This is a genomic window from Streptomyces sp. NPDC056835 (assembly GCF_042789485.1).
Classification (GTDB): Bacteria; Actinomycetota; Actinomycetes; order Streptomycetales; family Streptomycetaceae; genus Streptomyces.
The window spans coordinates 105487-128417 of sequence record NZ_JBHUBB010000018.1; the positions used below are offsets into that span (position 1 = coordinate 105487).

Sequence of the window (22931 nt, forward strand, 5' to 3'; positions counted from 1 at the left end):
CGAATGACATGCGGATGCTGGCGACAGCATCGGAACTTCTGCCTAGCGTAGCGGGGTATTCCGCACACGAAGGAGTTCCATGTCCCTCCCTCACCCTCACCCGTCACGCCCACAGCTGTCCCTCCCACGGCTGACCAGCGAGGACATCACCACCGACCGCTCCACCCGGCAGGCCGGGCTGAAGTGGGTGATCGTCGTGGACGAGAGCCTTCCGGCGGGCCGGATCACGAACGCCGCCGCGTGCATGGCCGCCGCCGTGGGAAAGGCTCTGCCCGGTCTGCTCGGGCCCGACGGTGCGGACGCCTCCGGCGTCACCCATCCCGGACTGCCCTGGGCCGGCTGTACGGTCCTCGCCGCCGATGGCGGGAGTCTGCGCGCGCTGCGCGCCAAGGCGGCCACGAAGGACGAGGTGCTGATCGTGGACATGCCCGAGCCGGCCCAGACCTCACGGGTATACGACGACTATCTCCGCTTGCTCGCCGGTACCGGCCAGGACGATCTGGGGTACTGCGCCGTCAGTCTGGTGGGCCCCCGCAACAGGATCGACCGGCTCGTCGGCGGGCTGAGCCTGCTCCGCTGACCAGGTGATGATGACGGTGATCGGAATCGGATCGCCGGATATCCGTTACCGGGCGTGAATCGGGGCGTTGAAGGGGCGTGAGGCCGCACATCGTGCGGCTGTGCTCCAAACGGTTCAAGGAGATTCTTGATGTCGCGTATCGCGAAGGCAACAGCTGTTCTCGTCGGCACGGGCGCCGTGCTGGCCGGTGGCGCCGGTATGGCCGCTGCCGACGCCGACGCCGGGGCCGCCGCCATCGGCTCGCCCGGTGTCGTGTCGGGCAATGTCGTCCAGGTGCCCCTGCACGTCCCGATCAACCTCTGCGGCAACACCATTGACGTGGTCGGTCTGCTCAACCCGGCGTTCGGCAACCATTGCGCCAACCTGTCGGGCGAGAAGCACCACAAGGGTGGCCACCACGAGGGTGACGGCTACGGCGGCTGATCACCGATGAGGGCGCGCGGTCCCGGGGCCGCGCGCGGTCGGTGAGGGACGGCCCCCCGCGTGGACACGCGGGGGGCCGTCCCGTCTGCCGGAGACTCACGCTTCGTAGCGGTACAGGCCCTGGTGGTCGAGGAGTTCGGACGGCTTGACGTTCCAGGGCGGCATCGGTTCCTCCAGACTGATCGCCCGGCCGCGCTGCGGGTCCCCGGCGCCCAGCTTCGACTTCGGCAGATAGGTCGCCTCCGGGTGCTTGCTCTGCCAGCGGTCCCAGAGCAGATCGACAAAGGCGTGGTGCAGCCAGAAGACGGGGTCGTTGGGGGAGGAGCCGCCGAGCATATGGCCACCGATCCAGCGGTGAACGCGGTTGTGGTTGCACCAGGGCTCGTCGCCTCCTGACATCCAGCCCTCCAGCCTGTTCCGGAAGCCCGAGGCCGCCGTCGAATCCCAGGGGGCCGCGTCGTACACCTTCTCGTTCATCGCCCAGGCCAGTTCGTCCTTGGTGGGCAGCGTGACCGGCTCGGCGGGACGGCCGAGATCGCGAGTGAGGAACTTCCCCTCCGTCACCCCGTCCCTGATCGTCCAGTTGCCCGCCTTGTAGGCGAACGGACCGGTGACGACCTGCTGGTCGCGCGACCGGCCGGTGCCACCGAGGAAGTCCTCGGACCAGGGCATGGCGGCGGGTGTGTTGTCGGTGGTCCAGTCCCAGTACGGCACGGTCACCTTCGGGTCCACCCGCTGGAGCGCGCGCTCGAAGTCGAGCAGGAAGCGGCGGTGCCAGGGGAAGAACGAGGGGGCCATGTGCCCGGCGCGCGGTCCGCCCTCCGCGTCGGAGACGTGGTACTGGACGTGCAGCCGGACGAACTCGTCGTACTCACCCCGGCGTTTGAGCTCAAGGACGGCGCTGACGAAGCTCTTCTTCTCGGCGCCGGTGAGATTCCGCTGGTTCTTTCTGATGTACACCGGTGAGGCCCTCCAGCCGTCGGATGCGGTGAGACGGAGTGGAAGGACGGGTCAGATGTGGTGGACCGGCCCGTCGAGGGCCAGTTGCGCGCCCCTGAGATCCCTGACCGCCGCACGGGCCGCCGCGAGCGGGGTCGGGAACGACTCGTAGTGGTTGACCACGCTCAGATAGCCGCCGCCGGCCCTCCGCGTCAACTGGAGCTTCCGGCCGTCGATCCGGATGTCGGGGAGGGAGGGGGGAGACAGAGTGGAGGCGTCCGAACCGTCCGAGACCGTGGTGACGGCGCCGGGATGCGCGGTGCCGAAGCGGCCGATCTGGATACGTCGTCCGCGGTACACCTCGTCGAAGACTCCGTCGATTTCGGTCTCCGCGTGCCGTGCCGGGCCCCCGGTCGCCGCTCCGGCGGCCCCGGGGCGCGCCCTGAGAATGGGCGCCGGCGCCGCGGAGGCGCCCGCGACCACGCCCAGGGTGAAGAGCGCGCGCAGCAGATCGCGCCGCGTCCTGAGGCGCCCGGACCAATCTGTCGCGCCGGCTCCCATCGCGCCGGCCCTCGTCACGTCGGCCCCCAACTGTCCGGACACCTTCTCGTCGGCCCCGGTCCCGTCGGTCCGTGGGGTGTCCGCGACCTCGTCAGGCGTCCTCGTACGGTCCGACTCCGCCTGGATTCCCGCCGGCATGAAGGCCTCCGCTCGTCGCGCGCTGCTCGGTCGGGGCGACGGCCACGTCACGCGGCGAGCCCGCGGGAACGGGCCGTGACCCCGACCGGCTCAACGACACGACGGCCGATCAGTTCTCCGGCGGTGAACCGGCACCGGCCGAGAACGTCCGTACGAATGCGAAAGCCGGTCCGACGGCGGCGAACGACGTCGGACCGGCCTCTGCCCGGATGACGCTCAGCAGCTCAGATTGGACCCGGGAGTGGTCCCGAGGATCTGCACGAAGCTCTGGTAGCTGTTGATCCGGCTCTGCACCTGTCCGGGGTTGCCCCCGTTGCACTCGATGCTGCCGTTGATGCTGCGGATGGTCTCGCCGAAGCCGCGGCTGTTGACCATGGCGTTGTGCGGGGTCATCGTGCCGGGTCCGGTCTGGGTGTTCCAGTACCAGAGGGCCGTCTTCCAGGCCACGGCCGAGTCGTTCTGCACGAGCCAGGGGTTGTTGAGGAGGTCGATACCGAGAGCGTCGCCCGCGGCCTTGTAGTTGAAGTTCCAGCTCAGCTGGATCGGTCCGCGCCCGTAGTAGGCGGCCTGTCCGGCGGGGCAGCCGTAGGGCTGCGAAGCGTCGCAGTAGTGCGGGTAGTTGGCGGTGTTCTGCTCCACGATATGGACGAGCCCACCGGTCTCATGGCTGACATTCGCCAGGAACGCGGCGGCCTCCTGGCGCTTGATCGTGTCGCTGCCGGTGTTCGCGAAGCCGGGGTAGGCGCCGAGGGCGGCGGTCAGGCCGCTGTAGGAGTAGAAGGAGTTCCGGCTCGGGAACATCTGGTTGAACTGGCTCTCGCTGACCACGAATCCGCCTTGCGGCGGCGGGGTGGTGCCACAGGTGTACGGCTCCCAGTACCAGGTGCTGATGACCGGGTCGTAGCCCGGGTTGTCGTGCTCCGCCCGGTAGAACTTGCCGTCGGTGTACTTGACGATGTCGCCGGCGACATACGCGCGGCCCGCGACCCAGGCCGGGTAGTCACAGCTGCCACCGGATCCGCCGCCGGGGCTGGAGCCGTCACAACTGCCCTGGTCGGCCCAGACATCGGTGGTGCCGGGGGTCTCCCCCTGGGTCCACCACTTCGCCGACCAGTTGTGACCGTTGTACGAGGCGACGTTTCCGCCGGTATAGACGGCGGAGGCGGTCCAGCCGGGGCCGCAGGTCGCGGCGGAGGCGGATGAGGCGGGCAGGAATACCGCGAGGGCGAGGGCCGAAACCAACGCCGTGAGCAGGGCAAGAACTCGCTGTCTCAAACGACTCACTCCTTCGCGCGAGCAGCCGCGGCCGGCGCTCGCCATGGGGGGTGAGGGAACCAAACCGGAATTGTGCGGACCCTGTCAAGGTCTAGACCAAGTCACCGGATGAAGCAGCCGGCTGTCGGGCGCTCGACTCCCCGCCGTTCAGGGGTGCGGCCGGGCGAGCGTGGAGGCCCGCACCACGAGTTCGGGCTGCAGCACGATGCGCCGGTGCTCGTGGCGCGCGGCGTCGTCGCCGGTCTCCTCGATGAGCAGATCCGCCGCGGCCCCGCCCAGTTGGACGGCCGGCTGACGTACCGACGTCAACGGCACGGCCGCGGCGGACGCGAACTCTATGTCGTCGTAACCGACGAGGGCGACATCCTCGGGCACCCGTATTCCGGCGTGGTACAGCGTCTGGAGCACGCCCAGTGCGAGCAGGTCGTTGGCACAGAACACCGCGCTCGGCCGGGACTCCATACCGAGCAGCCGCGCCCCGGCGTCCCGGCCCGCGGCGACATCGAGCCGCGCGGCCTCGACATGCCGGAGCGCATCGGGCGCCAGCCCCGCTTCCGCGAGGGCGATCAGGGCGCCCTCGCGGCGGTTCCGGCACTGCGCCAGATGCATCGGACCGCTGACGTACACGATCTCGCGGCAGCCGCGCCGCAGCAGATGGCGTACGGCCAGGGCTCCGCCCGCCACATCGTCGACGGAGACCGAACAGCCGTCCGCGCTGGGCACGATGCGGTCGACGAGGACGAACGGGATGCCGTGGCGCCGGAAGGTGTCGAGGTTGCGTCCGCTCATATCGGCGGGGGTGACCAGCACGCCCCGTACCTGCTGTTCGGAGAAGAGGTTGAGGTAGGTGGCCTCCTCCGCGGGGCTCTCCGCGCTGTTGCACAGCATCACACCGAGCCCGGCGGCGCGGGCGGAGCGTTCCGCGCCCGAGGCGACCGCCACGAAGAACGGGTTGGCCATGTCGAGCACGAGCATGGCCAGAATACGACTGCGGCCCGCGCGCAACTGCCGCGCGGATTCACTGCGTACGTAGCCGAGCCGTTCGATGGTGGACAGGACACGCCGGCGGGTCTCCTCGGTCACGGACTCGGGGCGGTTGATCACATTCGAGACGGTGCCCACCGAGACACCGGCCGCGCCGGCCACGTCCTTGATCCCCACCGGACGACGCATCAGACGGAGACTTCCACGAGCTCCAGGCCGGTCAGCCCGGACAGCGCGCGCAGTTCGGGCAGCAGCGCGCCGGTGGCCAGCGCCCAGTGATGGCCGACCCCGCTCGCGCTCCAGGCATCGGTCCACTCCCCCGGGTCGCAGCCGAAGTCCACGCGCGAGGTGGTGTTGCCGATCTCCAGATGCGGGCCGGGGACGACCTCGCCCTCGGCGGCGACCAGCCGGTAGCGGCCGTCGCGGCTCTGGCCGAGCCCGACCAGGGTGACGGGTCCGTGCCGTACGTCGAACTCGACGGAGACTCCCCAGCCACGCTTGCCGTGGTAGACACCCAGTCCGCGCAGCAGGGGTTTGCGCGCGCTGATGGCGAGGTGCCCGGGACCGTCGTGGCCCATCTCGACCACACCGGCCGTGAAGTCCAGGGCCTGGAGTTCGGTGAACGAGCCGCCGGCGCCGAGCCGGTCGGCGACGAGCATGGCCAGGGAGGTACGGAGTTCGTACTCACCGCAGGCCGGGACACCGCGGGCGGTGAGCAGCGAGGAGCCGAGGATCATGCCCGCGCCGAGCCGTTCATGGACCTCGGCGTCGAGTCCGCGGTGGTAGTACGCGAGTGAGTCCAGGTCGAAGTCCTCGACCAGCCGGTCGAGGCCGACGGCGACGCGGGCGGCCCAGCGGAGATCGTCCTCGACCACGGAGTCGGCGAGTTCGAAGACTTCGCGGGTCTCGTCCAGTTTGGCCGTGAGGTCGTCGTCCTTGACCTGCTCCACCCGTACCCGCAGGTCATCGAATTCAACGACCTCCACATGGCCGCCGAGATGGCCGGGGACCATGGTGAGGTCCGTGGAGACGTCGTACATCCCGGGGTAGAGATGGCCCATCAGCCCGTGCCGGCCGTTCCGGAGCACCGAGCGGACCCCGGCGGCGCGGATCCAGCGGCCGATGCGCTGCCAGGCGCGCTCGTCCTCCAGATAGCCGGAGACGGAACGGAACGGCACGCCGACACGTTCGAAGGCGTTGGCCATCTCCGGCAGCGGGCAGGCGCCGCAGTACGCCAGCCACTGTCCGGTGTCGAACGAGGCGTGGTCCATGGCGGGGGTGGGCTGGAGGTTGATCAGCAGGACGGGCGCGCCGCTGCGTTGTGCGATGGGCACGAGCATGGTGGCCGTCATATAGGTGGTGAGGAAGCCGACGATCAGATCGCAGTCGGCGGCGCGCAGCTTTTCGGCGGCTTCGGCCCCCTCCTGGGCGTCGGAGATGAAGCCGACGTCGATGACCTCGGCGTCGAACTCCCGCATCCGTACGGTGACACGGTCCGCGGAGCGCTGGAGCTGCGGGAGCAGATCGGGGAACTGCGGCCAGTAGGCGCCGAGTCCCCCGGCGACCAGGCCGATCCTGGGTTTGCGGGCGACGGCGGGGGTGCGTGCGGTCATGGCGATTCCTTCGTGCCTCTGGACGGGGTGGTGCCTCAGGACGGGAGCCGGAAGTCGATGCCCCGCGGGGGCGAGGGCGTGGTGCCGGTCGACTTCCGCTGATACATGAACGAGAGAACGCCGTCCTGGGCGACGCGGGTGTCGTCCACGACGACCTCACCGAAGGTGCTCAGGGCCTAGGCGAGATGGAACACTTCGGTGAGCGGGCGCATCGCCTCGTCCGGCTTCGCCCCGTCGGGGGCTTCGAAGAAAGGCGCCATGTCCCGCTGCCAGCGGGCGTTGACCTCGGTGGCGGCCATGGCGGCCTGGGCCGCCTCGAAGTCCTCGGTCTCCAGATAGCCGACGAGCAGCCCGTCGTCACGCAGGAAGAGCGAGTAGTTACGCCAGCCGCACTCCGTCAGGGCCCGGAGCATGTCCGGCCAGACGGCGGCGTGCCGCTCGCGGTACTCGGCTGTGCGGTCCTGGCGGACCTTCAGCAGAAAACAGACGCGTCGCACGGAACACCGCCCGCTCAGAAGTCGAACTTGTCGATGTTCTGCTTGTTGAAGACGGTCGGCTCACCGAGGATGACCTCGCCGTCCTTGCCGATGGTGTACTCACCGAGCCTGCCCGCCTTGAACTTCTCTCCCTCGGCGCCGGTGATCTGGCCGGAGGCCAGGGCCGCGGCGGCGTACGAGCCCAGGTAGCCGAGCTCTTCGGGGTTCCAGAGCGAGAACTGCTCGACGGTGCCGTCCTTGACGTACTTGCGCATCTGGTTCGGGGTGCCCAGACCGTTGAGCACGACCTTGCCCTTGTACGAGGAGTCGCCGAGGTAGCGGGCGGCGGCGGCGATACCGACGGTGGTGGGCGAGATGATGCCCTTGAGGTCGGGGTACGCCTGGAGCAGGCCCTGGGTCTGCTGGAAGGACTTCTGGTCCGCGTCGTCGCCGTACGCGACCTTCACGAGCCGCATGTTCTTGTACTTGGGCAGCTTCAGCTCGTCCTTCATGAACTCGATCCAGGTGTTCTGGTTCGTGGCGTTCTGGGTGGCCGAGAGGATCGCGATCTTGCCCTGGTACCCGATCTGTTCGCCCAGGTGCTGGACGAGGCTGCGGCCTATCTCCTCGGAGCTGGCCTGGTTGATGAACAGCTGCCGGCAGTCCTTGGCGGTGTCCGAGTCGTACGCGACGACCTTGATGTCCTTCTTCATGGCCTGCTTGAGCGGGCCGCACACCGCGTTCGGGTCGTTGGCCGCGATCAGGATGGCGTCCTGGCGCTGCTGGATCAGGGTGTTGATGTACGAGACCTGGGAGGAGGCGCTGGCGTCGGAGGGGCCGACCTCCTTGCCGTTGGCGCCGTATTCCTTCGCGGCGGCGATGCCCGCCTCGTCGACGATCTTCTCGTACGGGTTGTTGATCTGCTTGGGCAGGAACGCGAGCTTGAGGCCCTTCTTCAGGGGCGCGTTCGGGTCGGCCTTCGCCGCGGTGCCCGTCTGTGTGGTGTTCTTCTCGGCGCTGTTCTTGGTGGTGCCGGAGCAGGCGGTCAGCGCGACGGCGAGGGCGCAGACGGTGGCGGCTGCCGCACGGCGTCGGGCGGCGATACGGATGATCATGGCGGGCAGGTGCCTTTCGGGAGGTACGGCGGACTCGGGGCCGGGCGGGGCATGCGATACGGGGCTTGAGGGTGGCGGGGCGTGCGGGGTGAGGGCAGCTCAGGACTCGGGGGCGGCGCCCGCCGTGCGCCGGTGCCGGCGTTCGATCACGGTGGCGATGACCCGCGGGGTGAGGACGGAGGCGACGAGCAGCAGGCCGGTCACGATGACCTGGACCTCGTTCGGCACATCGTTCAGCGTGAGCAGGTTCTTGAGAACTCCGATGAGCAGCACACCGGCGACCGCCCCGAAGAGCGTGCCCTTGCCGCCGTCGAAGTCGACGCCGCCGAGCAGCACGGAGGCGATGACGAGCATCTCGAAACCGAGACCGTTGTCGGCGCGCGCGCTGCCGTAGCGGAGGGTGAAGATGATCCCGGCGAAGGCCGAGAACATCCCGGTGACGACGAAGAGGATCAGCTTGAGGCGCTTGACCCTGATCCCGGCGAAGTAGGCGGCCTCCTCCTGCGCGCCGATCGCGAACAGCGAGCGTCCGAAGGCGGTGGAGTGCAGCAGTACGGCGGTCGCCACGGCCAGCGTGATGAACAGGGCGATGGGATAGGTGAGGAAGGTGCCGGGGATCGTGGTGGTGTCCACGGCCCAATTGGCGTACGTCTGGGGGAAGTCGGTGACGGCGTCACTGCCCAGCGCGACCGAGGCGAGACCCCGGTAGAGGGCGAGCGTACCGATGGTGACGGCGAGCGAGGGCAGGCCGACGCGGGTGACCAGCCAGCCGTTGAGGAGACCGCCCGCGACGCCCACCAGCAGAACGACGGGCACGATCAGTTCGAACGCCCAGCCCGCGTTCCACAGGGCGCCGGTCAGCGCGCTGCCGAGGCCCAGCATCGAGGCGACGGACAGATCGACCTGTCCCGCCACCACCAGCAGGGTCATGGGCAGCGCGATCAGGGCGACTTCCGCGATGTCGTTGAAGGCGAAGGCGAGGTTCTCACCGGACGCGAAGCCGTCGGTCGTGCCGAGGCCGACAACGAAGACCGCCACCAGCAGGGCGCCGACCGCCGTGTCCCAGCGCAGACCGACGGACTTGACGAACTCGCCCGCCGTCGCGGTACGGGGCGCCGGAGCCTTGGCCGGTGGCCGCGGCGCGGTCTGTGTGTCAGGCGCCATTCCCATGTCGGGCGCTCCTCTTCCTCAGTGCGGCTGTCATGCGCAGGGACACGATCCGGTCGACGGTGATGGCCGCGAGGAGCAGTGCGCCGGTGATGGCGCCCTGCCAGAACGAGTCGACCTTCAGGACGACCAGCGCGCTGCCGATGGTGGTGAGCAGCAGCGCGCCGAGCGCGGCGCCCCAGACCGTGCCGGTGCCTCCGGTGATGGCGACGCCGCCGACCACCACGGCGCTGACGACGGTCAGTTCCCAGCCGTGCGCGTTGTCCGCGACGACGGTGCCGAAGCGGGCGAGCCACAGGGCACCGGCGAATCCGGCCACGGCACCGGAGAAGGCGTACGCGCCGAGGATCCGGCGGCGGATCGGTACGCCGGCCAGCCTGGCGGCCTCGGGGTTGGAGCCGATCGCGTACAGCTCACGCCCCGACCGGTAGCCGCGCAGGTAGTACGCGGTCGCGGCGAGCAGGGCCAGGGCGATGAGCGGCAGATAGGGGATGCCGAGGACGCTGCCGCTGCCCAGGCCGAGGACCGTGTCCGGGACGTCGTTGGCGCTGATCTGCTCGCCCTGCGCCCACCAGTAGTCGAGGCCCTGGATGATGTAGAGCATGCCGAGGGTGACCACGAGCGCCGGGACCCTGCCGAAGCTCACCAGAGCGCCACTGACCAGTCCGCAGGCCACGCCGAGGGCGATACCCAGCAGCATGACGGTGAGTACGCCGTGATCGGTGCCCGCGACGAACTTGCCGCAGGCGAACGCGGAGAGGCCGACGACCGAGCCGACCGAGAGGTCGATATTGCGGGTGACGACGACCACCGACTGGCCGACGGCGAGCAGGACCAGGATGGAGGCGTTGAGGAGGAGGTCCTTGACGCCCTGGTCGTCGAGGAAGCGCGGGTTGGCGATCCAGGTGCCGAGGACGAGCAGCGCCAGCGCTCCCGCGATGCTGATCTCGCGGGCCCGGAACACGACGTCGACGAGCGAGCGCGCCGGGCCGTCGTCCTTGGTGCTCGTGGTGGGTTTGTCCATCAGGGTGGTCATGCCGCAGCCCTCCCGGCCCGACCGGTGGCGGCGGCCATCACGGCTTCCTCGGTGGCCTCGGCGCGCGGGATCTCGGCGGTGAGCCGGCCCTCGCGCATCACCAGCACCCGGTCGGCCATGCCGAGTACTTCGGGCAGGTCGGAGGAGATCATGAGGACGGCGAGTCCTTCCGCGGCCAGGGAGGAGAGGAGCCGGTGCACCTCCGCCTTGGTGCCGACATCGATCCCCCGGGTGGGTTCGTCGACGATGAGTACGGCCGGTTCCGTCGCCAGCCATTTGGCGAGGACGACTTTCTGCTGATTGCCGCCGGAGAGTACGCCGACGGGGTCGGCCAGGCGGTTGTACTTGAGCTGGAGGCGTACGGCCCAGTCCGCGGCCCGGCCGCGCTCCAGGGCCCGGCGCACCATGCCGCCCCTGCCGAGCCGGTCGAGTCCGGTGAGGGCGATGTTCCGTTCGATGGACAGATCCATCACCAGTCCTCGCTGTCTGCGGTCCTCGGGGACGAGCGCGAGTCCCGCGTCCATCGCGGCGGTCGGTGAACCGGCCGGGAGCGTATGTCCGTCGACCACCACCTCGCCCGCGTCGGCCCGGTCGACGCCGAAGACGGCCTGCGCCACCTCGCTGCGGCCCGCGCCGACGAGTCCGGCCAGGGCGACTATCTCGCCCCTGCGCACCTCGAAGGAGATGTCGCGGAACACCCCCTCCCGGGTCAGCCGGCGCACCGACAGGGCGATCTCCCCCACGTCGGCGGACTGTTTGGGGTACAGGTCGCCCAGATCCCGGCCGACCATGGAGCGCACGAGGTCGTCCTCGGTCAGTCCGGCCAGCGGCTCGGAGGAGATCAAGCGGCCGTCGCGCAGGACGGTGACCCGCTGGCAGAGCGCGAAGATCTCCTCCAGCCGGTGGGAGATGAACAGGACGGCGGCGCCCTCGGCCCGGAGGGTCCGTACGACGGAGAACAGCCGGGCGGTCTCACTCCCGGTCAGAGCGGCGGTGGGTTCGTCCATGATGAGGACGCGCGCGTCGAAGGAGAGCGCCTTGGCGATCTCGACGATCTGCTGGTCGGCGATGGACAGTCCGCGGGCGGGCCGGTCGGGGTCGAGCTCCACACCGAGGCGTTTCATCAGGGCCGCGGTGGTGTCCCGTACGGCCCGGCGGTCGATACGGCCGAGCGCGCGCCGCGGTTGGCGGCCCATGAAGATGTTCTCGGCGATCGACAGATCGGGGAAGAGCGTCGGCTCCTGGTAGATGACGGCGATCCCGGCGTCCCTGGCGTCGGCCGGACCGTGGAAGACGACGGCCTCGCCGTCGAGCGCCACCTCACCGGCGTCGGGCCTGTGCACCCCGGCGAGTGTCTTGATGAGGGTGGACTTGCCCGCGCCGTTCTCCCCGGCGAGGGCGTGTGCCTCACCGGGGAACAGTTGCAGGGAGACGTCCCGCAGGGCCCGTACGGCACCGAAGGACTTGCTCACATCCTTGAGGGCCAGGACCGGTGCGGGGCCCGTGGCGGGCTGGTTCATGAGGGCTCCTCAGCGGTGGGGACTCGTGGCATGACCCGCCGTGAAAGGTTTCAATGAGGTTGCACGGAAGCTAAACGGCCACTACCGGCGGCGTCAATGGGCTGCGCGCGACATTTTCCGTTGAATTCGAAGGGTGTGCCTCGCACCGCCCCAGGTGGTGCGGAAAGGGTTGACACGCACCGGTGACTCCCATAACTTCACCGCGATGAAACGATTCATAAGGAATCGCTGCACCGACTCGCCCGCCGAGTCCGCACCACGGGAGCGCTGAGAGATGACGGGTCGATCCGCCGTGTCCGCTGTGAAGAACGCGCTGAAGTCACAGGCTGTCGAGACGCCGTCGTGGGCGTTCGGGAACTCGGGCACCCGCTTCAAGGTGTTCACACAGCCGGGCGTGCCGCGGACTCCACAGGAGAAACTGGCGGACGCCGCCCGGGTGCACGCGCACACGGGCGTGGCTCCCACGGTCGCCCTGCACATCCCCTGGGACCGCGTGGACGACTACGGCGCGCTCGCCGCCGAGGCGCGCGAACTGGGCCTGCGCGTCGGGGCGATCAACTCCAATGTGTTCCAGGACGACGACTACAAGCTGGGGTCCGTGACCCATCCGGACGCCGCGGTCCGGCGCAAGGCACTGGCGCATCTGCTGGAGTGCGTGGATGTCATGGACGCCACCGGCTCGCGCGATCTGAAGCTGTGGTTCTCCGACGGCACCAACTACCCGGGCCAGGACGACATCTCCGCCCGCCAGGGCCGGCTGGCGGAAGCCCTCGCCACGGTGTACGAACGGCTCGGCGAGGGGCAGCGGATGCTGCTGGAGTACAAGCTGTTCGAGCCCGCCTTCTACGCAACGGACGTCCCGGACTGGGGCACGGCGTACGCGCACTGCCTCAAGCTGGGCGAGAAGGCCCAGGTCGTCGTCGACACCGGACACCACGCGCCGGGCACCAACATCGAGTTCATCGTCGCGCTGCTGCTGCGCGAGGGAAAGCTCGGCGGGTTCGACTTCAACTCCCGCTTCTACGCGGACGACGATCTGATGGCCGGGGCCGCGGACCCCTTCCAGCTGTTCCGGATCATGTACGAGGTGATCAAGGGCGGCGGGTTCACCGCGCGGACCGCGTTCATGCTCGACCAGTGCCACAACATCGAGGAGAAGATCCCCGCGATCATCCGGTCGGTGATGAACGTCCAGGAGGCCACGGCCAAGGCGCTGCTGGTGGACGCGGACGCGCTGCACGCGGCGCAGCGCTCCGGCGACGTACTGGCGGCGAACGCGGCGCTGATGGACGCCTTCAACACCGACGTACGCCCGCTGGTCGCCGAGGTCCGCGCCGAACTGGGCGCGGACGCCGACCCCGTCGCCGCCTATCACGCCTCCGGCTACGGCGAGAAGATCGTGGCCGAGCGGATCGGCGGCACCCAGGCCGGCTGGGGAGCCTGAGCGCTCGGCCCGTACCCCCGCCCTTGCGAAGAACGCATCTCACAGAGGGACATGATGACCGACCAGCCCCATATCCATGCTGTGGCAGCTCAGTTGCTCGACCGTTCGCACCGGCTCGGCGCCGACCCACGCAACACCAACTACGCCGGGGGCAACACTTCGGCCAAGGGGTCCGCCACGGACCCGGTGACCGGTGACGACGTCGAACTGATGTGGGTCAAGGGGTCCGGCGGCGACCTGGGCACGCTCACCGCCGGCGGACTGGCCGCGCTGCGGGTCGACCGGCTGCGCGCGCTGACCGGGGTCTACCCGGGTGTGGCGCGCGAGGACGAGATGGTCGCCGCGTTCGACTACTGCCTGCACGGCAAGGGCGGGGCGGCCCCGTCCATCGACACCGCGATGCACGGGCTGGTCGACGCCGCCCATGTGGACCATCTCCACCCCGACTCGGGGATCGCCCTGGCCTGCGCCGCCGACGGCGAGAAGCTGACGGCCGAGTGCTTCGGCGACACCGTGGTCTGGGTGCCCTGGCGCCGCCCCGGCTTCCAACTGGGCCTGGACATCGCCGCGGTCAAGGAGGCCCATCCGCGGGCGATCGGCTGTGTGCTGGGCGGCCATGGGATCACCGCCTGGGGCGCCACCTCCGAGGAGTGCGAACGCAACTCCCTGCACATCATCCGTACGGCCGAGACGTTTCTCGCCGAGCGCGGCACGCCCGAGCCGTTCGGCCCCGTACTGCAGGGGTACGAACCGCTGCCCGAGGCCGAGCGGCGGGCCAGGGCGGCGGCGCTCGCCCCGCTGATCCGCGGTCTCGCCGCCACCGACCGGCCCCAGGTCGGCCATTACACGGACACCGAACCGGTCCTCGACTTCCTCTCCCGCGCGGAGCATCCGCGGCTGGCGGCCCTGGGCACCTCCTGCCCGGACCACTTCCTGCGCACCAAGGTCCGCCCGCTCGTTCTCGATCTGCCGGCCGGCGCGCCGCTGGAGCGGGTGCGGGAGCGGCTCGCGCAGCTGCACACCGCGTACCGCGAGGAGTACCGGGCGTACTACGAGCGGCACGCGTCGCCCGGCTCGCCCGCGATGCGCGGCGCGGACCCGGCGATCGTGCTGGTGCCTGGCGTGGGCATGTTCTCGTTCGGCAAGGACAAGCAGACCGCCCGGGTCGCCGGGGAGTTCTACCTCAACGCGATCAATGTGATGCGCGGCGCCGAGGCCGTCTCCTCGTACGCGCCGATCGAGGAGTCCGAGAAGTTCCGGATCGAGTACTGGGAGCTGGAGGAGGCCAAGCTGCGCCGGATGCCGGCACCGAAGGCACTGGCCTCCCGGGTGGCGCTGGTGACGGGCGCGGGCTCCGGAATCGGCCGGGCCATCGCGCACCGGCTGGTCGCCGAGGGCGCGTGTGTGGTGGTCGCCGATCTCAACACCGAGGGCGCGAAGGTGGTCGCCGACGAACTGGGCGGCCCGGACAAGGCTGTCGCGGTGAGCGTCGATGTGACCGACGAGGACCAGATCAAGGCCGCGTTCGACGCGGCGGCGCTCGCCTTCGGCGGAGTGGATCTCGTCGTCAACAACGCCGGGATCTCGATCTCCAGGCCGCTGCTGGAGACCACGGCCCGGGACTGGGACCTCCAGCACTCCATCATGGCTCGCGGCTCGTTCCTGGTCTCGCGCGAGGCCGCCCGGGTGATGGCCGATCAGGGCTTCGGCGGTGACCTCGTCTATATCGCCTCCAAGAACGCGGTGTTCGCGGGCCCGAACAACATCGCCTACTCCGCGACCAAGGCCGACCAGGCCCATCAGGTGCGGCTGCTCGCCGCCGAGTTGGGCGGTCTCGGTATCCGCGTCAATGGTGTCAACCCCGATGGGGTGGTGCGCGGCTCCGGGATCTTCGCGGGCGGCTGGGGCGCGGAGCGCGCGGCGGTGTACGGCGTGGCGGAGGAGAAGCTCGGCGAGTTCTACGCGCAGCGGACGATCCTCAAGCGGGAGGTGCTGCCCGAGCATGTGGCCAACGCAGTGTTCGCGCTCACGGGCGGCGAGCTGAGCCATACGACGGGGCTGCATGTCCCGGTGGACGCGGGGGTCGCGGCGGCGTTCCTGCGCTGACGTCATGGCGGAGCGGGGTGGGGGCCGGCGGTCCGGCCCGGCCCGGGGAGCCGGGCCCGGCTCCCCGCTCCGTCGTCCCGCTGCCCGCCACCCTCGCTCCCCGTTGTCTCCCCAGCTTGTCTCCCCCGCTGTTCGACGAGTTCCGACGAGGTCAGCCGTGCCATCCACCGAACCGCTCCCTTTCGCCGCCGTCGACCTCGGCGCGTCCAGCGGCCGTGTCATGGTCGGGCGGGTCTCCGGCCGGGGCGCCGGGACGCTGCGTCTGGAGGAGGTCCACCGCTTCCCCAACCGGCCGGTACGGACCGCGGGCACGCTGCACTGGGACATCCTGTCGCTGTACGGAGGCGTGCTGGACGGTCTGCGGGCGGCCGGCGCGGCGGGGCGCGCGCCCGTGAGTGTCGGGATCGACACCTGGGCCGTCGACTACGGGCTGTTGGACGCCTCCGGAGCGCTGCTCGGCAATCCGGTGCACTACCGGGACACCCGTACCGAGGGCGAGGAGGCGAAGGTCGGCGCGGTGTTGTCGCCGACCGCGCTGTACGAGGCCACGGGCCTTCAATATCTGCCGTTCAACACGCTGTACCAGCTCACGGCCGCGCAGGGCAGTCCGGTGCTCGGTGCCGCGCGCCGGCTGCTGCTGATCCCCGATCTGATCGCGTACTGGCTCACCGGCGAGGCGGGGACCGAACTCACCAACGCCTCCACCACCCAGCTCATCGACCCCCGGACGCGGAAGTGGTCACGGCCCGTCGCCGACGCGCTCGGCATCGATCTGACGCTCTTCGCGCCGCTGCGCGGTCCGGGCGATCCGGCGGGCGCGCTGCTCCCGGACGTGCTCGCCGAGACCGGGCTGACCGGACCGGTGCCGGTGACGGCCGTCGGCTCACACGACACCGCCTCGGCGGTCGCCGCGGTGCCCGCCTCAGGGGACTCGTTCGCCTATGTCGCCACCGGCACCTGGTCTTTGGCGGGGCTGGAGCTGGACGCCCCGGTGCTCACCGAGGAGAGCAGGCGGGCCAACTTCACGAACGAACTGGGCGTCGACGGCACGGTCCGCTACCTGCGCAACATCATGGGCCTGTGGCTGCTCCAGGAGTGTCTGCGGACCTGGGAGGCCGAGGGCGCGCCGCAGCGGCTCGACCGGCTGCTGCGGGAGGCCGCCGAGGTGCCCGGCCTGCGGTCGTTCGTCGACGCGGACGATCCGGCGTTTCTCGCGCCCGGCGGGATGCCGGACCGTATCAGGGACGCCTGCCGCCGCGTCGGGGGGCCGGCGCCGGAGAGTCCGGCCGAGGTCACCCGTTGCGTCCTCGACTCCCTGGCGCTCGCGCACCGCAGAGCGATCGAGGACGCCCAGCGGCTGTCCGGCCGCGTCGTGGACACCGTGCATGTCGTCGGCGGCGGCGCCCACAACGAACTGCTCTGCCGGCTCACCGCGGACGCCTGCGGGCTCCCCGTCGTCGCGGGTCCCGCCGAGGCCGCCGCGCTCGGCAACGTACTCGTCCAAGCGCGCGCCGCGGGCGTCGTCCGGGGCGGTCTCACCGAGCTGCGCGCCCTGCTCCGTGCCACGCTGGAGGCGCGCCGGTACGAGCCCACCGGAAACCGGACCGGCTGGGACCGGGCCGCCGAGCTGCTCGCCGGCGAGGGCGCGCGGCGCTGACATGTTTCCGGGGGACTTGCCCGTGGTGACATGTCTGTCGTGACACCTCTGTGGTGACACCTCTGTGGTGACACCTCTGCGGACCCCTGTGGGTGATATATCCGGTCGGGGCCGTGTCCCCCGTTAGGATGGTCCACTCGGTCAGGGGAACCAACAAGATGTGACAGAACGGGCAGGGCGCGTGGTGCAGACGGTCGGTATCAAGGACGTGGCCCGGCTGGCGGGGGTCTCGGTCGGCACCGTCTCGAATGTGCTCAACCGCCCCGAGAAGGTCTCGGAGCACACCCGGGTACGGGTGCGAGCGGTGATAGACCAGCTCGGTTTCGTACGGAGCGAGACGGCCCGGCAGCTCAGGGTCGGTACCAGCCGCATTCTGGCCATCCTGGTGCTCGACATGGCGAACCCCTTCTTCGTCGCCGTCGCCAAGGGCGCCGAGCGCGCGGCGCGTGAGGCGGGGCTCAGGGTGATGCTCTGCAACAGCGCGGGCAGCACGGCCGAGGAGGCGGAATATCTCGCGCTCTTCGCCGAGCAGCGGGTGCGCGGCGTGCTCCTCACCCCGGCCGACGCGACCGGCGGCAACGTACGGGACTTCGCGCGCAGGGGCATTCCGTTCGTCCATGTCGACCGGGCGGTACCCGCCGCCGAGGGGTGCTCCGTATCGGTGGACGACGTGGCCGGCGGCGCGCTCGCCGTCCGGCATCTGCTGGCGGCCGGGCACCGTTCCGTCACGTACATCAGCGGCCCGATGTCGCTCCCCCAGTGCCGGGACCGCCGTACAGGCGCGCTGGCGGCGCTGCGCGCGGCGGGTCTGCCCGAACAGGCCCTGCGGCAGGTGGAGTCGGCGCGGCTCGATGTGGCGTCCGGTATCGACGCGGGGGCCCGGCTGCTGGGACTCACGGAGCGCCCCACCGCGGTGTTCTGCGCCAATGACCTGCTCGCGTTGGGGGTGCTGCAGGCGATGTACGGGGCGGGGGTGGATGTGCCCGGCGATGTGTCGATCGTCGGCTATGACGACATCGAGTTCGCGGCGGCGGCCGTCGTACCGCTCACGTCCGTACGGCAGCCGGCCGACGCGATGGGGCGGGCGGCGGCGGAGATGCTGATGGACGAGACGGGCCCGGACGCGGAGCATCACACGCATCGCTCCGTCGTCCTCCAGCCGGAACTGGTGGTGCGTAGTTCGACGCGCCGCCTGGGACGCTGAGCGCATGGCGGCCGCCGCTGTGCGAAGGCCGTCGACGGGTCAGGAGAATTCCCCCGTCCGTGTCATCGCCGGTCCTCGGGTATGAGCGTTATCCGATCATGCCGGCCTGTCCGGGTGCGCCCTGGCGGGAGCTGCCCACGGGCAGCGGGGTGCCGCGTGGTTGCGGGGCCGGACACAGGTCCTGGGTGTGGCGCCCTGTGGCCCCGCAACTCGAAGCAACCGTGCCGCGGTTGGATCAGGCGGGGGCGGCGTAACAGCGGACGGTGACCGTCTGATCCGGGCTCCAGCGCTGATCGACGACGGCGAGCAGGCTCCAGCCCATGCGTTCGTAAAGTGCCGCCGCGGCGGCGTCGGTGGACACCACGTCCAGTACGGGGTGCAGACCGCGCCGTCTGGCCTCCCGTGCCGCCTGGGCCATGAGCAGGGCGCCGATGCCATGACCGCGCGCCGAGGGGGCGACGAACAGGCGGCTCACCACGGCGGTCTCGCGGATGGTGGTACCGGCGCGGCTGCTCCAGAGCGCGGGGGCGACATCGCCCTCACCCGCCGGGCACAGGGCGAGATGGCCGACGATCCGGCCGTCCAATTCGGCTACCCAGGCGTCGAGTTGGGCGGGCTGGGCGAGCCAGCCCGCAGGGTGTTCCGGCCAGTTCACCGGGTACCCGTCGCCCTTGTGTACCTCGCCCAGGACCCGTACGCATGCGTCGAGGTCATCCCTGCCGCGACGCCGGACATCACACATGGGGATGTCATCGGCCGTAGGCATCGTCTGTCGATTCACCGAACCATGCAACCACAGACGGGCGGCCTCCCCGGCCCGGGTTCAACGGCTGAACGGCGAGGGAACGAATCGCGAGCGCATCCCGAACCCGTTGTGTTTAAGCCACACTTGAATCAAGAGCTGGTCAACACATCACCAAGTGAAATCATTGGCCAAGGCTGTCACGGATAGTCTCCGGCCGTGATATTGACCAGACACGCGCAAAGACCTCCCATGACCACGGGAACACCCCGCAGGACGCTGCTTCGCGCGGCCCTCGCGGGAGGCGCCGCCACCGCGGGAGTGACGCTTGCCGCGTCCTCCGCGGGTGCGGCTGTCACCCAGCCGAGGACCACCCGCCCGGCAACCCCCGACCAGGCACTTCGCGAGCTCTCCGAGGGCAACCAGCGCTGGCGAACCTTCCGCCAGAACCACCCGCACGAGACCGCGACCCTGCGGCAGACCCTGGTGACGGGCCAGCACCCCTTCGCCCTCGTCCTCGGGTGCATCGACTCCCGGGTGCCACCGGAGCTCGCCTTCGACCAGGGTCTCGGCGACCTGATGACCGTACGGTCGGCCGGCGAGGTCCTGGACGAGGCCGTCCTCGGCAGCGTCGCCTACGGTGTGCTGGAGCTGGGGATCCCGCTGGTGCTGGTCCTGGGCCACCAGTCGTGCGGCGCCGTCGCCGCGGCGGTCGAGGCCGAGGAGACCGGCGATCGGCTGCCGAACCACATCCAGTATCTGGCCGACCAGATCAAGCCCGCCATCGACCACTCCCAGCAGGGCGACGCGCGCGTCGACGCAACCGTCAGCGCCAACGTCAAGATGGTCCGTGCGCGCCTCGCCGCCGAGCCCGACCTCGCGGCCAAGGTGGCCGAGGGCAAATTGGCCATCGTCGGAGCCCGCTACGAGCTCACCAACCAGTTGGTCCACCGGATAGACTGACCGGCTCTCCGCGTCGCCACTCGATCGTTCCCTGACCGGGGCTGGAAGGTGTCCCGGTCAGGGAACGATCGAGTCGATGTATCCGCCGTCGACCCGGATCGCCGCCCCGGTGGTGGCGGAGGCGAGAGGCGAGCTCAGATAGACCACCATGTTCGCGATCTCCTCGGGCTCGATCAGCCGCTGGAGCAGGGACTGCGGGCGGTGTTCACGCATGAACGCGCGCTGCGCCTCGTCCCAGGGCAGCGGTGAGTCCAGCAGCCCGTACACGAACTCCTCCACGCCGGGCGTGTGTGTCGGTCCCGCGAGTACGGAGTTGACCGTCACGCCGGTGCCCGCCGCGGCCTTGGCGAATCCCCGGGCGACCGCGAGCAGCGAGGTCTTGGACACCCCGTAGTGGATCATTTCGGCCGGGATGGCGATCGCGGAGTCACTGGCGATGTACTGGACGCGCCCCCAGGACCGCTCGGTCATCCCGCCCAGAAAGGCCCGGGTGAGCCGGACCGCGGTCAGGACATTGACCTCGAAGTACCGCCGCCACTCCGTGTCGCTGATCTCCAGCGCGGGCCGGGCCCCGAAGATGCCCAGATTGTTGATGAGGATGTCCGCCCGGGGCAGCGCGTCGAGCACCTGCCGGTTCCCCTCGTCCGAGGCGATATCACCGGGGGCGGCGAGGAATTCACCGTCCGGCACCTGTCCGCGCAGCCGCTCCAGCGCCGCGTCCACCGAGTCGGCGCCGCGCCCGTTGACGGCGACGCGGGCCCCGGCGCGGGCGAGTCCGGCCGCGATGGCCGCGCCGATCCCCTGGGTGGAGCCCGTCACCAATGCGGTCTTGCCGGCGAGGTCGATCTGCACGATTCGGGTCCCTTTCCGGTGGCTGCGTTCCGTCACGCCCATGGTGTGCCAGGGACGCGCCATCGCCCGGCCCGGCGTGCCGGGCGGCGTGTCGCGCCGGGTGCCATGGCGCGTGGGTGTCGTGATGATCCGTCATCGGATACCGCCTGCCCCTTGATGTGAACCCGACACCTGTGTCATATATGTCTAGACCATTGCCCCCCAGGTGGAGGACACGGCCATGAGAAGGACCTTCAGCCTTGCCGCCCTCGCGTCCGCCGCCGTCCTCGCGCTGAGCGCGTGCGGTTCCGACGACGAGGCGGCGAAGGCGCCTTCGGCGCCGGCAGGCGTCACGGCCCAGGCCGGGAGCGCCACTTCCGTCCATGTCATGTGGAAGTCGGCCCCCAGCAAGGACGGAGTGAGCGGGTATGAGGTGTACCGGGGCAAGACGAAGATCAAGGACGTCCCGGCCGGCCAGACCATGATCGATGTGACCGGGCTGAAGCCGTCGACCGCCTACACCTTCAGTGTCCGGGCCCGGGGTGCCGAGGGCGCCGTCTCTCCGCCCAGCGGCGAACTGGCCGTCACCACACCGGCCGCGGTCGCCGAGGACAAGAAGGCCCCGGCCCGGCCGACCGGGGTAACCGGCAAGAGCGACGGCGCCCGGGGCGCCCGGCTCAACTGGGCCGCGCCGGCGGGCGACCAGGACATCACCTCCTACGACATCCACCAGGGCGGCTCCAAGATCCACAGCGTCGACGGGAAGGCGACCGGCGCGCGGATCACCCAGCTGCGGCCGGGGACCCACTACAGCTTCACCGTCACCGCGCGGGACGCGGCCGACAACACCTCGCCCGCCAGCCGGGCCGTGGAGATCACCACCCCGCGCGGCCCCGGCGACGATCCCGACACCGCGCCGATCGACTTCCGGGCCGCGACACACGCCGCCGACGGCGCCTACTACGTGGATCTGTCCTGGCTGGCACCGAAGACAGGCGGCAAGGTCCCCTCGTACCAGATCTATCTCGACGGGAAGTTCGCGACAACCCTGATCTGGGGCGGCGAGCCTCCGACGGGCCGGGCCAGCTATAGCGTGTACGCGAGCAAGAAGGCCGGCGAGACCTACCGGGTGAAGATCCGCGCCAAGTTGCCCGACGGCAACTGGGGCAAGTTCTCCGCGGAACGCACCATCGTCACCGGCGACGCCCGGCCCTGACGACGGACACCGGGCCCCGCTTGGGGGAAGGATGGGGCACGCGGGACCGCCCGCAGTCACTGACAGGAGCCACCGATGTCCGTCCGCAGAGTCGTTCCCGACATTCGGTCCGAGGCCATGAAGGAGAGCCGGGACTTCTACGGGCTCCTCGGACTGGAAGAAGTCATGAACCTGGGCTGGGTCATGACGCTCGCCTCCCCCTCCCAGCCCAGCGCGCAGCTGACGCTGATGCGGCACGACGAGTCCGTCGCCGTCGTCCCCGATCTGAGCATCGAGGTGGACGACGTGGACAGGGTGTACTCGGCGGTCGTCGCGAGCGGCGCCGAGATCGTCTACCCCCTGCGGGACGAGGCGTGGGGGGTACGACGGTTCTTCGTCACCGATCCCAACGGCCGGGTGGTCAATGTGGTGAGTCACCTCCGGCAGTGACAGTGTCGGCCTCCTCCGTGCCGGACGATCTGATCTCGTCGAGATGGTTCTCCACCCAGGCCCGTACCTGCCCGAGCGGTTCGGCGACGCTCACGCCAAGTGCGGTGAGCGCGTACTCCACATGGAGCGGCACGGCCGGATAGACCGTGCGGTCGACGAAGCCGTGGTCCTCCAGCCGGCGCAGGGTGCTCGTCAGCACCTTGGGACTGACGCCCTGAAGCCGTCGCTGCAGCGCGCCGAACCGCTGCGGCCCTTCCTCCAGCGCCCCGATCGCCAGCGCGGCCCACTTGTTGGCCAGTAGATCGAGCACATCCCGGCACGGGCACTGGGCCGCGTAGACGTCGTGCTCGGTGTGTCGACCCGTCGTACAGGTGATGGCCATCGCGCGTCGTCCCTCCATACGCTCCGAACTGCATACTTCCCCTGAGATAGTAATTGCCCTTGCAGGAAACCAATACCCCGCGGATAGCTTACGGGCGTCGGACAGCAGCCGCCGGGGGTGCGTAGGCGCC

General features: G+C 70.0%; 22 protein-coding genes. 9 read left to right on the forward strand and 13 right to left on the reverse strand.

Going from position 1 to position 22931, the window contains the following annotated elements:
• Positions 1-79 precede the first annotated feature (79 nt).
• A complete protein-coding gene (locus ACFRMN_RS21700; RefSeq protein ID WP_383021981.1) occupies positions 80-580 on the forward strand; it encodes a DUF2000 domain-containing protein in 501 nt (166 codons plus the stop codon).
• A 129-nt stretch (positions 581-709) separates the two neighbouring features.
• Positions 710-1003 (forward strand): chaplin, encoded by a 294-nt coding sequence (locus tag ACFRMN_RS21705; RefSeq protein ID WP_383021983.1) that lies wholly within the window; start codon positions 710-712, stop codon positions 1001-1003.
• 96 nt (positions 1004-1099) lie between these two features.
• Here the strand turns inward: ACFRMN_RS21705 and ACFRMN_RS21710 are convergent, their stop codons facing one another.
• From ACFRMN_RS21710 to ACFRMN_RS21755, 10 genes are all read right to left on the reverse strand, one after another.
• Positions 1100-1963, reverse strand: coding sequence for a tyrosinase family protein (locus ACFRMN_RS21710; protein WP_383021985.1), 864 nt, complete (start codon positions 1961-1963; stop codon positions 1100-1102).
• A 51-nt stretch (positions 1964-2014) separates the two neighbouring features.
• Entirely contained in the window at positions 2015-2641 is a 627-nt protein-coding gene (locus ACFRMN_RS21715; protein WP_383021987.1) for a tyrosinase family oxidase copper chaperone, read from the reverse strand.
• A 216-nt stretch (positions 2642-2857) separates the two neighbouring features.
• Positions 2858-3916, reverse strand: coding sequence for a glycoside hydrolase family 19 protein (locus ACFRMN_RS21720; RefSeq protein ID WP_383021990.1), 1059 nt, complete (start codon positions 3914-3916; stop codon positions 2858-2860).
• Between the two features lie 147 nt (positions 3917-4063).
• Positions 4064-5089, reverse strand: a complete 1026-nt coding sequence (locus ACFRMN_RS21725; protein ID WP_383021992.1) for a LacI family DNA-binding transcriptional regulator — start codon at positions 5087-5089, stop codon at positions 4064-4066.
• Positions 5089-6513 carry an arabinose isomerase gene (locus tag ACFRMN_RS21730; RefSeq protein WP_383021995.1) on the reverse strand — a complete coding sequence of 475 codons (1425 nt, stop codon included), beginning with the start codon at positions 6511-6513 and terminating at the stop codon, positions 5089-5091. The genes ACFRMN_RS21725 and ACFRMN_RS21730 overlap by 1 nt, the downstream gene beginning before the upstream one ends.
• Before the next feature lie 176 nt (positions 6514-6689).
• Complete coding sequence (locus tag ACFRMN_RS21735; RefSeq protein WP_383021998.1) at positions 6690-7010, reverse strand: L-rhamnose mutarotase; 321 nt, start codon at positions 7008-7010, stop codon at positions 6690-6692.
• Between the two features lie 14 nt (positions 7011-7024).
• On the reverse strand, positions 7025-8104 hold the full coding sequence (gene rhaS, locus ACFRMN_RS21740; protein WP_383022000.1) for a rhamnose ABC transporter substrate-binding protein: 1080 nt from the start codon (positions 8102-8104) through the stop codon (positions 7025-7027).
• A 99-nt stretch (positions 8105-8203) separates the two neighbouring features.
• A complete protein-coding gene (locus ACFRMN_RS21745) occupies positions 8204-9274 on the reverse strand; it encodes an ABC transporter permease (RefSeq protein ID WP_383022003.1) in 1071 nt (356 codons plus the stop codon).
• Complete coding sequence (locus ACFRMN_RS21750) at positions 9258-10307, reverse strand: ABC transporter permease (RefSeq protein ID WP_383022006.1); 1050 nt, start codon at positions 10305-10307, stop codon at positions 9258-9260. Before ACFRMN_RS21750 ends, ACFRMN_RS21745 begins: the two co-directional genes overlap by 17 nt.
• Complete coding sequence (locus ACFRMN_RS21755) at positions 10304-11827, reverse strand: sugar ABC transporter ATP-binding protein (protein WP_383022009.1); 1524 nt, start codon at positions 11825-11827, stop codon at positions 10304-10306. The genes ACFRMN_RS21750 and ACFRMN_RS21755 overlap by 4 nt, the downstream gene beginning before the upstream one ends.
• Before the next feature lie 274 nt (positions 11828-12101).
• Between ACFRMN_RS21755 and rhaI the strand changes: the two genes are divergently transcribed.
• The 4 genes from rhaI to ACFRMN_RS21775 all read left to right on the forward strand — a co-directional run bounded on the left by rhaI (position 12102) and on the right by ACFRMN_RS21775 (position 18238).
• On the forward strand, positions 12102-13271 hold the full coding sequence (gene rhaI, locus ACFRMN_RS21760) for an L-rhamnose isomerase (RefSeq protein ID WP_383022011.1): 1170 nt from the start codon (positions 12102-12104) through the stop codon (positions 13269-13271).
• A gap of 54 nt (positions 13272-13325) precedes the next feature.
• The gene (locus tag ACFRMN_RS21765; RefSeq protein ID WP_383022014.1) at positions 13326-15377 is read left to right on the forward strand and encodes a bifunctional aldolase/short-chain dehydrogenase; all 2052 of its coding nucleotides are present in this window, start codon (positions 13326-13328) and stop codon (positions 15375-15377) included.
• A gap of 157 nt (positions 15378-15534) precedes the next feature.
• Positions 15535-17034, forward strand: a complete 1500-nt coding sequence (locus ACFRMN_RS21770; RefSeq protein ID WP_383022017.1) for a rhamnulokinase family protein — start codon at positions 15535-15537, stop codon at positions 17032-17034.
• A 181-nt stretch (positions 17035-17215) separates the two neighbouring features.
• Positions 17216-18238, forward strand: coding sequence for a LacI family DNA-binding transcriptional regulator (locus ACFRMN_RS21775; RefSeq protein WP_383022113.1), 1023 nt, complete (start codon positions 17216-17218; stop codon positions 18236-18238).
• A 235-nt stretch (positions 18239-18473) separates the two neighbouring features.
• On the opposite strand, the gene ACFRMN_RS21780 is transcribed toward ACFRMN_RS21775, so the two are convergent.
• The gene (locus ACFRMN_RS21780) at positions 18474-18980 is read right to left on the reverse strand and encodes a GNAT family N-acetyltransferase (RefSeq protein ID WP_383022019.1); all 507 of its coding nucleotides are present in this window, start codon (positions 18978-18980) and stop codon (positions 18474-18476) included.
• A gap of 252 nt (positions 18981-19232) precedes the next feature.
• Here ACFRMN_RS21780 and ACFRMN_RS21785 point away from each other — a divergent pair, with 252 nt between their 5' ends.
• Positions 19233-19943 carry a carbonic anhydrase gene (locus ACFRMN_RS21785; RefSeq protein WP_383022023.1) on the forward strand — a complete coding sequence of 237 codons (711 nt, stop codon included), beginning with the start codon at positions 19233-19235 and terminating at the stop codon, positions 19941-19943.
• 57 nt (positions 19944-20000) lie between these two features.
• On the opposite strand, the gene ACFRMN_RS21790 is transcribed toward ACFRMN_RS21785, so the two are convergent.
• The gene (locus ACFRMN_RS21790) at positions 20001-20795 is read right to left on the reverse strand and encodes an SDR family NAD(P)-dependent oxidoreductase (protein ID WP_383022025.1); all 795 of its coding nucleotides are present in this window, start codon (positions 20793-20795) and stop codon (positions 20001-20003) included.
• A 220-nt stretch (positions 20796-21015) separates the two neighbouring features.
• Between ACFRMN_RS21790 and ACFRMN_RS21795 the strand changes: the two genes are divergently transcribed.
• Both ACFRMN_RS21795 and ACFRMN_RS21800 read left to right on the forward strand, forming a co-directional pair.
• Positions 21016-21990 (forward strand): fibronectin type III domain-containing protein, encoded by a 975-nt coding sequence (locus ACFRMN_RS21795; protein ID WP_383022028.1) that lies wholly within the window; start codon positions 21016-21018, stop codon positions 21988-21990.
• Positions 21991-22065: 75 nt separating this feature from the next.
• Complete coding sequence (locus tag ACFRMN_RS21800; RefSeq protein ID WP_383022030.1) at positions 22066-22419, forward strand: VOC family protein; 354 nt, start codon at positions 22066-22068, stop codon at positions 22417-22419.
• On the opposite strand, the gene ACFRMN_RS21805 is transcribed toward ACFRMN_RS21800, so the two are convergent.
• Complete coding sequence (locus tag ACFRMN_RS21805) at positions 22391-22801, reverse strand: winged helix-turn-helix transcriptional regulator (RefSeq protein WP_383022033.1); 411 nt, start codon at positions 22799-22801, stop codon at positions 22391-22393. The genes ACFRMN_RS21800 and ACFRMN_RS21805 overlap by 29 nt on opposite strands.
• Positions 22802-22931: the final 130 nt, after the last annotated feature.

Bases quoted from the DNA above. Each gene is read 5' to 3' on its own strand.
- ACFRMN_RS21700 (WP_383021981.1), top strand. From the start codon at position 80: ATGTCCCTCCCTCACCCTCACCCGTCACGCCCACAGCTGTCCCTCCCA.
- ACFRMN_RS21705 (WP_383021983.1), top strand. From the start codon at position 710: ATGTCGCGTATCGCGAAGGCAACAGCTGTTCTCGTCGGCACGGGCGCC.
- ACFRMN_RS21715 (WP_383021987.1), bottom strand. From the start codon at position 2,641: ATGCCGGCGGGAATCCAGGCGGAGTCGGACCGTACGAGGACGCCTGAC.
- ACFRMN_RS21725 (WP_383021992.1), bottom strand. From the start codon at position 5,089: ATGCGTCGTCCGGTGGGGATCAAGGACGTGGCCGGCGCGGCCGGTGTC.
- ACFRMN_RS21730 (WP_383021995.1), bottom strand. From the start codon at position 6,513: ATGACCGCACGCACCCCCGCCGTCGCCCGCAAACCCAGGATCGGCCTG.
- rhaS (WP_383022000.1), bottom strand. From the start codon at position 8,104: ATGATCATCCGTATCGCCGCCCGACGCCGTGCGGCAGCCGCCACCGTC.
- ACFRMN_RS21745 (WP_383022003.1), bottom strand. From the start codon at position 9,274: ATGGGAATGGCGCCTGACACACAGACCGCGCCGCGGCCACCGGCCAAG.
- ACFRMN_RS21750 (WP_383022006.1), bottom strand. From the start codon at position 10,307: ATGACCACCCTGATGGACAAACCCACCACGAGCACCAAGGACGACGGC.
- ACFRMN_RS21755 (WP_383022009.1), bottom strand. From the start codon at position 11,827: ATGAACCAGCCCGCCACGGGCCCCGCACCGGTCCTGGCCCTCAAGGAT.
- rhaI (WP_383022011.1), top strand. From the start codon at position 12,102: ATGACGGGTCGATCCGCCGTGTCCGCTGTGAAGAACGCGCTGAAGTCA.
- ACFRMN_RS21765 (WP_383022014.1), top strand. From the start codon at position 13,326: ATGACCGACCAGCCCCATATCCATGCTGTGGCAGCTCAGTTGCTCGAC.
- ACFRMN_RS21780 (WP_383022019.1), bottom strand. From the start codon at position 18,980: ATGTGTGATGTCCGGCGTCGCGGCAGGGATGACCTCGACGCATGCGTA.
- ACFRMN_RS21785 (WP_383022023.1), top strand. From the start codon at position 19,233: ATGACCACGGGAACACCCCGCAGGACGCTGCTTCGCGCGGCCCTCGCG.
- ACFRMN_RS21795 (WP_383022028.1), top strand. From the start codon at position 21,016: ATGAGAAGGACCTTCAGCCTTGCCGCCCTCGCGTCCGCCGCCGTCCTC.
- ACFRMN_RS21800 (WP_383022030.1), top strand. From the start codon at position 22,066: ATGTCCGTCCGCAGAGTCGTTCCCGACATTCGGTCCGAGGCCATGAAG.
- ACFRMN_RS21805 (WP_383022033.1), bottom strand. From the start codon at position 22,801: ATGGCCATCACCTGTACGACGGGTCGACACACCGAGCACGACGTCTAC.